Annotated in this window: 12 protein-coding genes; 4 read left to right on the plus strand and 8 right to left on the minus strand. The window is 71.6% G+C overall.

What is annotated here, in order from left to right; all coding sequences use genetic code 11:
* Positions 1-54 precede the first annotated feature (54 nt).
* Positions 55-486 carry an Rrf2 family transcriptional regulator gene (locus tag AB0D49_RS21070; RefSeq protein ID WP_362759307.1) on the plus strand — a complete coding sequence of 144 codons (432 nt, stop codon included), beginning with the start codon at positions 55-57 and terminating at the stop codon, positions 484-486.
* Between the two features lie 147 nt (positions 487-633).
* Positions 634-1,380: a glucose 1-dehydrogenase gene (locus AB0D49_RS21075; protein ID WP_362759309.1), complete on the plus strand. Its 747-nt coding sequence runs from the start codon at positions 634-636 to the stop codon at positions 1,378-1,380.
* A gap of 19 nt (positions 1,381-1,399) precedes the next feature.
* Here the strand turns inward: AB0D49_RS21075 and AB0D49_RS21080 are convergent, their stop codons facing one another.
* From AB0D49_RS21080 to AB0D49_RS21110, 7 genes are all read right to left on the minus strand, one after another.
* Positions 1,400-3,025 carry an ABC transporter ATP-binding protein gene (locus tag AB0D49_RS21080; RefSeq protein ID WP_362759311.1) on the minus strand — a complete coding sequence of 542 codons (1,626 nt, stop codon included), beginning with the start codon at positions 3,023-3,025 and terminating at the stop codon, positions 1,400-1,402.
* A complete protein-coding gene (locus tag AB0D49_RS21085; protein ID WP_362759313.1) occupies positions 3,022-4,629 on the minus strand; it encodes an ATP-binding cassette domain-containing protein in 1,608 nt (535 codons plus the stop codon). The genes AB0D49_RS21080 and AB0D49_RS21085 overlap by 4 nt, the downstream gene beginning before the upstream one ends.
* Positions 4,619-5,488 (minus strand): ABC transporter ATP-binding protein, encoded by an 870-nt coding sequence (locus AB0D49_RS21090; protein WP_362759315.1) that lies wholly within the window; start codon positions 5,486-5,488, stop codon positions 4,619-4,621. The genes AB0D49_RS21085 and AB0D49_RS21090 overlap by 11 nt, the downstream gene beginning before the upstream one ends.
* Complete coding sequence (locus AB0D49_RS21095) at positions 5,485-6,564, minus strand: iron chelate uptake ABC transporter family permease subunit (protein WP_362759317.1); 1,080 nt, start codon at positions 6,562-6,564, stop codon at positions 5,485-5,487. Before AB0D49_RS21095 ends, AB0D49_RS21090 begins: the two co-directional genes overlap by 4 nt.
* Positions 6,561-7,613 carry an iron chelate uptake ABC transporter family permease subunit gene (locus AB0D49_RS21100; protein WP_362759319.1) on the minus strand — a complete coding sequence of 351 codons (1,053 nt, stop codon included), beginning with the start codon at positions 7,611-7,613 and terminating at the stop codon, positions 6,561-6,563. Before AB0D49_RS21100 ends, AB0D49_RS21095 begins: the two co-directional genes overlap by 4 nt.
* Positions 7,614-7,670: 57 nt before the next feature.
* Complete coding sequence (locus AB0D49_RS21105) at positions 7,671-8,732, minus strand: ABC transporter substrate-binding protein (RefSeq protein WP_362759321.1); 1,062 nt, start codon at positions 8,730-8,732, stop codon at positions 7,671-7,673.
* 116 nt (positions 8,733-8,848) lie between these two features.
* Positions 8,849-9,676, minus strand: a complete 828-nt coding sequence (locus AB0D49_RS21110) for a siderophore-interacting protein (protein ID WP_362759323.1) — start codon at positions 9,674-9,676, stop codon at positions 8,849-8,851.
* Positions 9,677-9,825: 149 nt separating this feature from the next.
* On the opposite strand from AB0D49_RS21110, the gene AB0D49_RS21115 reads away from it, so the two are divergent.
* Positions 9,826-11,448 (plus strand): helix-turn-helix domain-containing protein, encoded by a 1,623-nt coding sequence (locus tag AB0D49_RS21115; RefSeq protein WP_362759325.1) that lies wholly within the window; start codon positions 9,826-9,828, stop codon positions 11,446-11,448.
* Between the two features lie 231 nt (positions 11,449-11,679).
* Positions 11,680-12,858: a serine/threonine-protein kinase gene (locus tag AB0D49_RS21120; protein WP_362759327.1), complete on the plus strand. Its 1,179-nt coding sequence runs from the start codon at positions 11,680-11,682 to the stop codon at positions 12,856-12,858.
* Between the two features lie 149 nt (positions 12,859-13,007).
* Here the strand turns inward: AB0D49_RS21120 and AB0D49_RS21125 are convergent, their stop codons facing one another.
* Positions 13,008-13,697, minus strand: coding sequence for a TetR/AcrR family transcriptional regulator (locus AB0D49_RS21125; protein ID WP_362759329.1), 690 nt, complete (start codon positions 13,695-13,697; stop codon positions 13,008-13,010).
* Positions 13,698-13,704: the final 7 nt, after the last annotated feature.

A 13,704-nucleotide genomic window follows, 5' to 3' on the forward strand; every position in this document is an offset into this window, starting at 1 on the left:
CTCGGTTATAACTGCTATGGTTACGACACGGCGCACGGGAGGTGAGGGGACGGCATGGGAGCCAACAGCAGACTGACCGTCGCCGCGCATGCCCTGACCTGGATCGGGCTGTATCAGCGCCGTGGCCATGAGGTCGCCACCTCCGACCAGATCGCCACCAGCGTCAACACCAACCCCGTGGTGATCCGTCGCCTGCTGGCGCAACTGCGCAAGGCGGGTCTGGTCGACTCACGGCGAGGCGCGGGCGCGGGCTGGACCCTGTCGAAGGATCTGCCGACGATCACCCTCCTCGATGTCTACGAAGCGGTGGAACCGGGCCCGATCTTCGCCCTGCACCCCGCCCCGCCCGACCCCGAGTGTGTCGTGGGCCATGGCATCGGACCGGTGCTGGACGGCGTCTATGACGGCGTCGAGACCAGCCTCCGCGCGGAACTGGCGAAAACCACGCTGGAAGATGTGCTGCACGACGTACTGAAAGCCGCGTAGCTCCCACCGTCGACCGTTCCGACCCAGGGCGACGGCCCGCTTTTTGCTCCTTCAAATGTAACAACAATAGTTACAGCTAACCCCTATCTCGCCCCCACTCAACCCCCACTCAACCCCCGCTCAACCCCTCAGTTCTCGGAGAACACCATGGGACAGCTCGACAACAAGACCGCCCTCGTCACCGGAGCCTCCACCGGCATCGGCCTGGCCATCGCCCGCCGGTACGCCGCCGAGGGAGCCACCGTCTACGTCACCGGCCGCCGCAAGGCCGAACTGGACGACGCCGTCGCGCGGATCGGCGACCGCGCCATCGGTATCCGCAGCGATGTATCGGACCTGACCGACCTCGACCGGCTCTTCGCCGAGATCACCGAACGGAGCGGTCGACTCGACATCGTCGTGGCCAACGCCGGTGTCGGCGAAGCGGGCCCGCTCGGCACGATCACCGAGGAGGAGTACGACCGCACCACCGCCATCAACCTCAAGGGCACCGTCTTCACCGTCCAGAAGGCGCTTCCCCTTCTCTCGGGCGGCGCCTCGGTGATCCTGCTCTCCTCCAGCGCGGCCCTGCGCGGTGTCCCCGGCCTGGGCATCTACGCCGCCACCAAGGCCGCGATCCGCAGCCTCGCCCGCACCTGGGCCGCCGAACTCGCCGACCGTGGCATCCGGGTCAACGCCATCTCCCCGGGCCCGGTCCTCACCCCCGGCGCCGACGAACTGCGCGCCGCCCTCCCGCAGGACGGCCAGGCGGCCGAGCCCACGGCACCGACGCCCCTGGGCCGGGCGGGTCACCCTGACGAGGTCGCCGCCACCGCCCTCTACCTGGCCGGGGACCAGAGTTCCTTCACCACAGGCGCGGAGCTGCCCGTCGACGGCGGTCTCACACAGCTCTAGGGCGGACGTCGAGCCGGGATCAGGGCGTGCGCCTGATCGCGTCGCCGGGGTCAGTGCTCGTCGCGTCACGCGCCGCGCCATTCCCCCGGAGGTGGATCACATCCGTCGGGTCCCACATCCCGGTGTCACCATGGGTGACCGCGATGATCGTGCCGGACCGCTGCCGCAGTGTCGTCACGATGTGCTGTTCCGTCACCGGGTCGAGCATCGCCGTCGGTTCGTCGAGGACGAGGATCGGTGCGTTCTTCAGGAGGGCGCGCGCGAGGGCGACGCGTTGGCGTTCTCCGCCCGACAGCGCGCTCCCGTGGTGTCCCACGGGGTGGTGGATGCCGTGCGGTGAGCTGGTGACGACGGTGTCCAGTTGTGCCGTGCGGGCGGCTTCCAGGACTTCTTCGTCGGTGGCCCCGGGGTCGCCGAGGCGGATGTTCTCGGCGAGGGTGCCGTCGAAGAGGATCGGCTCCTGGGGGACGTAGGCGAGGTGTGCGGCGAGGTCCTCGTACCGTAGGTCCGGCAGGGCTGCTCCGCCGAGGGTGATCCGGCCCTGCTCGGGGTCTTCGAAGCGCATGAGCAGGTTGAGCAGGGTGCTCTTGCCGCTTCCCGTCGGGCCGGTGATGAGGACCCGTGCTCCTTCGGGGATGACAGTGGAGAGGTCCTGGAGGGCGGGTGAGTGTGAGATGCCCGTGAGGTGGAGTGCGTGGCCGTCGCGCCGGGCGCTCCGCGCGGGTTCCGGGAGGGCGGGGATCGTGGCCACCCGGCGGTACTGGCGCAGCGCCGTGCGCAGGTCGTTCACCGTCACTCCCGCGAGGGCGAGCGCGTCCAGCGGTGCCGCGGCGCGTCCGGTCAGGACGACGAGGGCGAGCGCCGCCGCGGGGTCGTAGGCGTCCGTCGTCGCGAGGAGCACGGCGATTCCGGCGAGCGGAAGGGCGGCGGCGACGCCGGAGACGAAGGTCGCCGCCGCGGCGGCGTGGTTGGTGCGGGCGAGGGCGGCTTCCTGGGCCTGCCAGGTGGCCGTGAGGCGGGCGACGGCCCGTTCGGGGCCCGCGGCCGTCCGGAGCAGTTCGAGATGGTCGATGAACTCCAGCGAGGCCGAGGCGGCGGCCTGTTCGGCGTCGCCCCGGTCGGCGTCCGCGCGGGCCAGCGCCCGCTGGGCGAGGCTCTGGGTGAGGAAGGAGACCGTCAGGAGCGCGGCGACGAGCAGCATGGCCCACGGTCCGCTGACGATGCCGATACCGGCGAGGAGCAGCAGCGGGATCAGCGGGGACAGGATGAAGGTCCCCAACTGGTGGGCGGGCACGCTCATCAGCGTCGGGATGGCCCGTCCGGCGACGGTCCCGGCCAGGGCACGGTGGGGCTCCGTGAACCAGGAGAGCCTGGCGCGTGAGAACGCGGTGCCGAGCCTGTCGTAGAGGTCGCCCGCGAGCCGGGCGCCGGTGAGATAGCCGGCGCGGGAGACCAGCACGGTCGTCGCCACGGCCGCGCCCGCCGCCGCGAGCACCGGTCCCGGCGGCTGCCGGTCAGCCAGGGCCGAGGCGAGTGCCGTGTACGCGGTGGCTTCCGCGACGGCGACGAGCGCCCAACCGGCGGAGATCCGGGTCAGTCGACGCTTCGCCGTGGCGGGGATCGCCTGGGACGCGGGCGTGGTCATGGTCGTTCTCCGGTCGTGGTGAGGCTGAGGCGCCGCTCGGTGAGGGTGAGTCGTACGTCGGCGGTGGCGGCGAGCCGGAGGTCGTGGGTGACGACGATCAGGGTCTTCCCCGCGTCGGCGAGGAGCCGTAGTTCCGCCATGACACGGTCGGCCGTCGGGTCGTCGAGGGCGCTGGTGGGTTCGTCGAGGAGGATCACGGGCGCGGGGGTGAGGAAGGCCCGTGCCAGTGCGACGCGTTGCCGTTCGCCGCCGGAGAGATGTGTGGTGTGGGTGTCGGGTGGGATGGGGAGTTGGGCCCGCCGCAGTGCCTCCGCGAGGTCGCGGTCGTCCGTGTCCGGGGCGGAGAGATGGAGTGTGTCGCGGACCGTGCCGGGCAGTAGGTCACCGCCCTGGGGAACGAGGAGAACCGGGTCTGTGCGGGGGCGCGTTGCCGGGGCCGACGGGAGGACGACGCTTCCCGCACCGGCTGATTCGAGTCCGGCGAGGACCCGGAGGAGTGTCGTCTTGCCGCTTCCGCTGGGTCCCGTGACGGCGGTGATCGTCGACGGCTCGAAGGTGTGCGTGAGGTCGTGGACGAGGATGTGGTCCCCGGTCGCGATCGTCAGGCGGAGCAAGGTCGTTCGCGTTCCGGGCTCGCCCTCGCCGGTTCGACGGGACGCGGCGGGGGTGACCATGGGTTCGCGGAGTACGTCGGTGAGGCGCTGCGCGGCGGCGCAGCCCGCGCGGACATAGTCGAGACCGTGGCCCAGACGCAGCGCCGGGGTGACGGTCGCCAGGCCGAACAGCAGCATCACGGCGAGGGTTTGGGGGTCGCGGCCGTGGCCGAGAGCGTAGGCGATCGTGTAGGTGGCGGCTGCCTGGAGCAGCGCTCCCGCCACGGCGGCGAGGGTCGCGACCCGGCCCACCCAGCGGACCATGCCCGTGGTGAAGCGGCGCGTCGCCGCCGCGTAGTCGGCCGCGGCGCCGCCCTGGGCGCCGTAGACGCGGCAGATCCGGGCCCCTCGGGCGTGCTGGTCGACGGCGGTGACGATGTCGCTCATCACCTGCGCGCTCTCGGCTCCGTGGCGGGCGGCGGTCCAGGGGACCACGAGCAGGTGGTAACAGGCGGCGAGCAGTCCAGGGAGGAGGGTCAGCAGCGCGGCCGGACCCGCGGTGGTGAGGATGACGAGCGCGCTCGCCAGGGGTACGACGGCGAGTGTCGCGATCTCGGCGGGCAGATGGGCGACGGTGTGATGCAGGGCCGCGATGTCGTCGCCGACCAGGCGGCGCAGTGCGTCACCGCCCCGCCGGGCCAGTGCGCTCGTCGGCATCCGGGCCAGATGGTCGGCCACTTGGCGTCGCAGACGGTGGGTGAAACGCGCTTCGCCGTGGTGTGCCGTCCACGAGGACACAGCTGCCAGCAGGCCGCCCGTGAGCCAGGCGGCACAGGCCGCCGCCGCGTGCCCGGGTGCCGGGTCGGTGAGGAGGCGGGTCACCGACCAGAGCGCGCCGAGACCGCACAGCCCGGACAGCGCGGCGGTGAGCGAGGCGACACCGAGCGCCGGGAGGCCGGGGCGCAGGGCACGTGCCAGGGGCCATGGTCGGGAGTCGGCTTCAGACGTCATCACGGGTCTCCCGGTGGGTGGTGCGGTCGCGCCCGAGCGGGACGACCTGGGGGGTGCCCGCGACGGGATCGGGGACGACGAGGCAGCGCAGCCCGAAGACGTCCTCGACCAGTTCCGCGGTGACGACCTCGGACGGCGGGCCCTCGGCCACCACGGCGCCGTCCTTCATCGCGATCAGGTGGGTGGCGTACCGGGCCGCCTGATTGAGGTCGTGGAGCACGGCGACGAGGGTCCGGCCGGACAGATGCAGGTCGGTGAAGAGTTCGAGCAGCTCGATCTGATGGGTCAGGTCGAGGAAGGTCGTCGGCTCGTCCAGGAGAAGGATGTCCGTCCGCTGGGCCAGCGCCATCGCCACCCAGACCCGCTGGCGCTGTCCGCCCGACAACTCGTCCACCAGCCGCGCGGACAGGTCGGTGACGCCGGTCGCGGCCATCGCCTCCGCCACGGTCCGCTCGTCCGCGTCCGTCCACTGGCGGATGAGCCGCTGGTACGGGTAGCGCCCGCGGGCGACGAGGTCGGCGACCCGGATGCCGTCGGGGGCGATCGAGGACTGGGGGAGGAGCCCGAGTCGCCGCGCCACATGCTTGGCCTTGTGGGCGTGGATGTCCCGGCCGTCGAGGACGATCCGGCCGTGCGTGGGCCGCAGGAGCCGGGCGAGTCCGCGCAGCAGCGTGGACTTCCCGCAGGCGTTCGGACCGACGACGACCGTGAACGATCCGTCCGGGACCGCCACCGACAGCCCCGCGTTGACCGGGTGTCCGTCGTAGCCGATGGTCACGTTCTCGGCGTGCAGCCGGGGCCGGTCGGGAACGGGGACGTGGGCCCCGGCGGCGGAGGGGATCACATGCTCCGTGGTCATACGCTTCGTCTCGTTTCGCGGATCAGCAGCCGGATCAGGTAGAGCCCGCCCAGACAGACGGTGATCAGGCCGACGGGCACGGGCCGGTACGCCTGCGCGATCGCCAGCGACACGGCGTGGGCGAGGGCCACGAGGGCGGCTCCCATGAACGCGGCGGAGGCGACCGTCACCCCCGGGGTGCGGGTCAGACGGCGGGCGAGCTGCGGCGCGGCGAGCGCGACGAAGCCGATCGGTCCGGCCGCCGCGGTCACCAGCGCGGTCGTGGCCACCCCCGTGACCAGCAGCGCGGGACGGACCCGGGCGGCGCCGACGCCTTGCGCGAGGGCCGCGTCGTCACCGAGTTCCAGCTGCCGCAGGGCCGGAGCGAGAACGGCGACACAGCCGAGGACCAGCGCCCCGCCGATCAGGGACGGCATCAGAGCGGCCCACCCCACACGGCTGAGGGACCCCGCGCCCCAGAAGCCGACGCTCATGGCGTCATCGATGTCGGCCCGGGTGATGAGATACGAGTTGACCGATCCCAGCATCGCCGAGACGGCGATACCGACGATGATCAGCCGGAACCCCTGCACACCGCGCCGGTGCGCGAGCAGATAGACCGCGCCCGCGGTGAGCAGACCCCCCGTGATCGCCGCGGTGGACACGGCGGCGTAGTGCTGGGTGCCGAGGACCAGCATGGTGAGGACGACACCGGTGTAGGCGCCGGCGTCGAAGCCGATGACGTCCGGTGATCCGAGGGGATTGCGGGTGAGGGACTGGAAGACGGCCCCGCCGACGCCCAGCAGCGCGCCGAACAGGACGGCGCCGATCGCCATCGGGAGCCGCCATTCGAGGACGATCAGCCGGTGGAAGTCGTCGCCCTGTCCGGTGAGCGCCCCGACGACCTGGCCGGGGGTGAGCGGGAAGTCGCCGAAGCCCAGGGACAGCACGGCGACCCCGACGGCGACGGCCGCGAGCACCGTGTTGACGGCCAGCGTCCGCAGACTGAGGCGGACGGCGACGACTCCGCCGACCCGCAGCCGGACGGACCGGTAACCGAAGTCGACCGCCTTTGGCGGGGATGCGGAGTGGTTCACAGTCCGGCGGCCTTCTTCCGGCGTACGAGGGCGATGAGCACCGGGGCGCCGATCAGGGCGGTCAGCACACCTGCCTCGATCTCCCCGGGGCGGGCGACGAGACGGCCGATCACATCGGCGGTGAGGACGAGCGTCGGCGCGGCCAGGACCGTACAGGCGATGATCCACCGCTGGTCGGGACCGGTGAACCAGCGCACCACGTGCGGGACCATCAGCCCGATGAACGCGATGCCGCCGGTGAGCGCCGTCGCCCCGCCCGCGAGCAGCGTGACCGCGGCGATCCCGGCGACCCGCGTACGGACCACGCTCGCGCCCAGCGACGCCGCCTGATCGTCGCCCAGGGCCACGGCGTTCAGCGCACCGCCCAGGCAGCAGGCGAGCACCAGCCCGGCCACGATGAACGGCAGCACGGCGAGCGTGTCGGAGAGCGAGGCACGGGCGATCGACCCGAGCCCCCAGTTCCGGAACGCCCGGAAGGTGTCCTCGTCCATGAGCATCAGGAACGACGAGAACGCGGTCAGTACGGCGGCCAGCGCCACTCCGGCGAGCACGAGCGTGACCGGTGAGGCGGCACCGCGCCCGGAGGAACCGATCGTGTAGACAGCCACCGTGGCGACGACCGCGCCGAGGAAGGAGAACCACACGTACCCGGTGACACCGGACACACCGAACAGGCCCACGCCGATCGTGATCGCGAACCCGGCGCCCGCGTTCACGCCCAGGATCCCGGCGTCGGCGAGCGGATTCCGGGTGATCGCCTGGATCAGCGCTCCGGCGACCCCGAAGGCGACGCCCGCGACGATGCCGACCACCGTGCGCGGCACGCGCAGGGTCCAGACGATCGACGCCGCCTCGGACCCGTCGGGCTGGAACACGTTCCGCCACACGTCCCGCAGGGGGAGCGGATTCGCCCCGAAGCTCACGCTCAGGGCCAGCACACAGGCCAGCAGGAACGTCAGCAGCAGCAGTCCGAGCAGCCGCCGGGCGGGCGGGAGCCGCTCGGGGCGCGTGCTCTCCAGCGCTCCGGGCCGGGTCGCTGCCGTGGTCATGGTTCTCCTCGATCGGACGGGTGCGGGGGCGCGCCCGCGGACGCGTCCCGTGCGGTCTCAGAGGGCGTCGGCGATGAGCGGGACGAGTTGCTCGGCCGCCCACTTGTTCCCGATAGGCCCGCCGCTGCTGATCGCCCACAGCAGGTCCCCGCCGTCATCGGTCTTCGGCGGAAGCTGGACGAAGTTCCCGGCGGACACGGCGCCGAGGTTCTGGAACAGCTCGCGACCGGTCAGCTCCCGCATGTCCGCGTCGTTCGCCGCGGCACTCTGTCCGAGCAGCAGCACATCGGCGTCGATCTTCGACAGCAGTTCATCGCTCACCGTGGCCTCACGGGCGAACGCCCGCGCTCCCGGGTTCTCGGTGAAGCCCAGCTCGCTCAGGAACGCCTCCGGCGCGGAGTCCGGCCGGGACAGGTACTGGAGCCCGTTGGCGGCGCCGTAGTTGATCGCCCAGGTCGCCGTGAGCCCCGCGAACTGCGGGTGCCGCTCCCGTACCGCAGCGAAGTGTGTCTCATGGTCGTCGATGACACCTTGCGCGGCGTCGGCGAGGTCGAGCACCTCGCCGATCACCTGGAGCGAGTCCTGCCAGGGGACGAGCAGTTGGGACGTGGTGTCCGGGCTCGTGGCGACCGGGGCGATGGCCGCGAGCTGGTCGTAGTGGTCGGCGAGCTTGACCCCGCCGAGACCGTCGGTCCAGCCGACGGCGACGATGAGGTCCGGGTCGCTGGCGGCGATGGCCTCCACCGGCACTCGTTCCCCCATCGCGAACTCATAGGTCGTGAGGTCGTCCGCGCCGTGCTCACCGAGGTATCCGCCCTCCGTGACGAAACTGGAGCTGAGCACGGGGGTGACACCGAGCGAGAGCAGCAGTTCGGTGTCGATCGCGTTCGGTACGACCGCCGCGATCCGTTCGGGACGCTCCTTCAGCACGGTCTCGCCGAAGGGTGACTCCAGCGTCAGCGGGTAGGAGGTGCGCCCTTCGGCGGCGGGCAGCCGACTGGACGCCGTACTGCCCGATGTGTCGGACGAGGCCGTGGAGGAGCATCCGGTGAGTGCGAGAGCCGCGGCCAGCGCGGCGCCGAGGAGAGCGGTGACGCGACTGCGTCGGGTGATGTTCATGAGTGCCGTTCTTGTGCTGGTCGAGGGTGTGTGGTTCTCGGGAGGTGCGCAGGGCGGAGCCGCCCCGGCGACTGCTGGAGCGGGAGGGGCGGAACGGGCCCCGTACGAGGGGTGCGTCAGGACCGGCGAGCGCGGGAGCCGTGCGCGGCCCCGCGTTTCCAGTAGCCGGTGACATCGACAGCGGACGCGGGCATACCGCGCTCACGGACGAGATACCGGCGGATCTCCTGGACCGCGGCCTGTTCACCGGCCAGCCACACGAACCAGGTGCGGTCCGCCCAGTCGATGGCACGGACGGCCGCGAGCAACGGAGCGGACGGGTCCCTCGGGAGCCAGGTGACATCGACCCCCGAGGGACCGCGCAGCCCCTGCACATGCGTCTCGTGCCCGACGTCGACGAGCACCTGCCCGCGCGTGTCCTCGGGAAGCTCCTCCAGCAGCCGTGCGATGGCGGGGACCGCCGTGTCGTCACCCGCGATCAGCAGCCGCTCGGCGCCCATCAGGAGCCCTCGGGTCTTCCCCGGACCGGCGATGTGCATCCGCGCTCCCGGCGCCGCCGTCCGCGCCCAGTTCGAGGCGATCCCGTCGCCGTGGAGCACGATGTCGACGTCCAGCTCACCGGCGCGCGGGTCATGGCGGCGCACGGTGTAGGCGCGGGCGATCGGCCGTCGGCCTGCCGCGAACGTCACCCGTCCGTCCTCGATCAACGGCAGGACGGGCTCGCTCTCGCCCGGGTACGGGAACAGCAGCCGGATGTCGTCGTCGAAACCCGGCGACGCGAACGCCGGCCACGGTGTCCCGTCCGCCGAGGTGAACGCCCCCAACTGTTCGCCGGTCAGGGTCACCCGCCGCATTCCCGCCGTGACCTCCACGACCCGGGCGACGGCCAGTTCCCGCAGGGCCACGGGGAACACAGTTGTCGGCGGGCGCGCGGGAACGGACACGGCGGAACTCCTCAAGAGGACGGGGATGAGCCCCCTGGGAAACGGGGCGTCAGATCACCCCAGGGGCACTTAAGTGAGGCTAACCTTGCTTTTCGGTCAGTGGTTATCCTGAGGCGCAGAATCCAAGGACTGAGGGGAGGCGGCGCACCATGCCTGAGGCGGGTGAGCGGGACGGCGTGGCCGCGAGCCGACGACTCCCCCTCGCACCGACCCCCCAGATCCCCGCGTCCCGGGCGACCTCACGAGGAAACGCACGAGAACCGGTCCTCCTGTGGACCCACTCAGGAACCGCCCACGTACGCACGGCGACGCAAACACATCGCCTCACGACCGGCCAGGGCCTCTGGCTGCCCGCCGGTCTCCCCTACGAGATCGACGTCGAGGCGGGCTCCCTCGTGGTCCCGGTCTTCCCCGCCGCGGGCTTCCGCACGACGACCGTGATCGACCGCCCCCTCCCCGCCGACTTCCCGGACGACTGGTCGGACTGGCTCATCTACCAGTTCGCCCGCAGCCTCGGCTATCTGCGCGGCGGCGCGGACGACACCGGACTCCTCGACCTCGTCGCCCACGCCCGCCCGGCGGACCCCGCGCACGACCACCGCGGCCCGCCGCCCACCCCGCCGCTGCCCACCTCCCACGAAGCCCTCACCGTCGCGCGGACACTGCTCCAGAACCCGGGCCACACGGCGGGAGTCGACGAGCTGGCCCAGTCGGTCAGCATCGGCGTGCGCACCTTCCAGCAGCAGTTCCTGACGGAGACGGGACTGCCCTTCGCCCGCTGGCGCACCGCCGTACGTATCGCCGCCGCGGCGCGCTATCTCGACCTCGGCCTCGACGTCGGCCGCACCGGCGGACAGGTCGGCTTCGCCACCCCGGCGGGATTCACCAAGGCGTTCCGCGCGCACACCGGAGTCACCCCCAGCGCGTACAAGGAGCGCCGCCGCGCGGCACGGCACGGCGACGGCCCGACCGGAACCCACCCGCTCCAGCCCGAGCCTCCGGCACACCTCGACGCCTGTACGAACGGGAGGCCGCCGTCGATCCCCGCGTCACGCACCTGGAACCGCATCAGCGACTTCCATGTGCTCGTCTGGGCCTACCGCGGCACCGCGCAGCTCGTCGTCGGCGGCCGGGCGCACCGGTTGGGGCCGGGCGACGCAGCCTGGCTTCCGGCGGGCGTGCGCAACAGCGTCACCCTCCCGCGCGGAGCGCTGCTGCTCCCGCTCGGCTCCCGACCGAGGCGGGCCGCCGCCCCGTCGGACGACCTCCTCATCGGCGGCTTCCCGGCGGACGCGGAGCGCCATCTCCTGCACACGGTCGTCGCCAACTACAGCTTCCTCCGCCCCGAGGGACACGATCCCCACGCCGTCACCCGACGCTTCCTCGAAGCCTTCTCCGCGCCCGCCCCCGCAGCGACCGGTTCGGTCACCTCCGCCGTCGGCCGGATCATCGAGGAGACCCGACGCGACTCCGCGAGCCGTCGCACCCTCGCCCAGTGGGCCACCGAGCTGGGAACCGACGCCAGGACCCTCGGGCGCGACTTCACCGACGCCACCGGCCAGACCCACACCCAGTGGCGCGCCCAGCTCCGTATGACCCTGGCCCGCCAGTACCTCGAAGAAGGCATGACCGTCAGCCGGGCCGCCCGGACCCTCGGCTATGCCGACGCCGCCGCCCTCACCCGGGTCTTCACCCGCGCCCACGGGATGTCACCCCGCGCGTACCAGCGGAACGGCTGGCAGCACACCGACGAGGAACTGATCGTCCGTTAGCCGTGTTCCCTTGCGGCGGACCGTCGTCCTATCCGGCCACTAGAGGACGACATCCCGTACCGCAGAAGGCACCGGAGACCCCTCTGACGAACGATCGCACGCTACTTCGCCAACTGCCTTCCGCAGCCTCATGCCCGGACGGGTGGCAAGGCTGACCGAGTGATTCTCGGAGGCGTCGTAGATGGACCCTTTTCGGTGTGGTCGGCGCGGGAGGAACGTCATACTCGGTACATGCATCACATCGGGGGGTACACCGTCGAGCGCACACTCGGCGAGGGCGGGATGGGAACGGTCTTCCTGGCACGGACTCGCGGCGGGCGCGCCGTCGCCCTGAAGGTCGCCAAAGCCGAACTTGCGGCGGACCCCGTCTTTCGGGAGCGCTTCCGCGCCGAGGTGGCGGCGGCCCGCTCCGTGGGCGGATTCCACACGGCACCGGTCGTGGACGCTGATGTCGACAGCGACCCGCCCTGGCTGGCGACGGCGTACGTCCCGGGCCCGACACTCGTCCAACACCTTGATTCCAGCGGGCCCATGAACGAGTCTCACTTGCGTGGCCTCGCCGCCGCTCTTGCCGAGGCCCTCGCGTCGATCCATGCCTGTCGGCTCGTCCACCGGGATCTCAAGCCCGGCAACATCGTGATGGCCCCCGATGGCCCTCGGGTACTGGACTTCGGTATCGCCCGTGCACTGGAGTCGTCACGGCTCACCGCGACCGGCACGGCTTTCGGCACCCCGGGCTATCTCTCGCCCGAACAGGCATTGGGGCACGAGGTGAGCGGGGCCAGCGATGTCTTCGCGTTGGGCGCGGTGCTGGTCGCCGCCGCTGGGGGCAGCGCGTGGGGAGAAGGTACGTCGATGGCCTTGATGTACCGGTCCGTGCATGAACCCCCGGATCTTTCCGCTGTGCCGCTGGCGCTGCGTGACGTCGTGGCAGCCTGTCTGCACAAGGACCCGGCTGCGCGCCCCACACCCGACGCGCTCTTGGACTTGGTGACCGGTCCGGTGAACGATCCGGCGGGCTACACACCGACATTGGCCGTGTCCCCACCCGGCACGTTCGTTCCACCGGCCTCGGCACCGACACAGCCAGCGTCCTCGCCACCGCTTCCGCCACCTACGCCCAGCCCGCTCTCCGACCGCGACCACCTGGTCATCGGCGGTCCCTCCGCGAGCCTCACCGCGAATAGCACCGGTGTGACTCTCCACGTCGAAGGGGACGAAGTGGACTTCCACTGGAGCGAGATCGCCGGTGTCACCTGGACGGTCAAGCGTCGAGGACGCCTGACCGTCACTGTCCGCACACATGACAGTACGGGCTACACCTGCGATCTCGACGCTGGGCGCACGGACCTGCGGGACGAGTGGATCAGTCGACTGCACGACCATGTCAGCCAGTGCCTCAGACGTTGATCGCCCGATGACCGCCGGCTCTCGGACTCTGACCCCGGCAAGCGTCCCATGGAGACGAGACACTGGTGCAAGACCTCGCCTCGGCGCGCGCGGTGAGACTCCAGGCGACACACCCCGTTCGTTCCAGGCAACCTTCTTGGCGCGACTGATCACACGCTTTCGAGCTGGCTGCGGATGGTGGTCGTCACGGCGGAGATGAGCTGTTCGAACTGCTCGTCCGTGCTGGGCAGGGGAAGCGCGGCGGCCTGTCGCAGGGTGGGGATGTCGAGGTCGGCGTGCGCCTCCAGCCAGCTGTCGGGGACGAGCGTGCCGTCCCCGGAGCCTGCGCGGTCGGCGGGGTGGTCGACGAGCAGGGTGAAGGACAGGACGAGCAGGGTGAGATGGCGGTGCGCCCCGAGTGCCGCGGGGAGCCCCAGACCGACACTCTGCATGAGCTGGAGGAAGCGGTCGAGGTTGACCAGGCGGTTCGGGTGGACGGAGGCCGGGGGCGCGTCCTCGTCCAGGGAGACGAGCAGGGCCCGGGGCCAGCGCCGGTACAGCTCACGCAGTGACCGGGCGTAGTCCGCGACCGAGGTCTCCCAGGTCTCGGGGTGCAGGGCGGGCGCGTCCCAGGCGTCGAGCATGAGGTCGACGGCGAGGGCGACGACGTCCTGGCGGTCGTCGATGTAGTTGTACAGCGCGCGCACGGTCACGCCCAGTTCGGCGGCCAGGGCGCGCATGGTGACGGACCGGAACCCCTGGGAACCGGCCATCTCCAGGGCCTTGGCGGCGATGCTCTCGCGGGTGAGTACCGGGCGGCCCTTGCGGGTGACGGGGCGGCGGCGGGAGGCGGCAGGCATGCCGCCA

Source organism: Streptomyces sp. NPDC048290 (assembly GCF_040652095.1).
GTDB lineage: Bacteria > Actinomycetota > Actinomycetes > Streptomycetales > Streptomycetaceae > Streptomyces.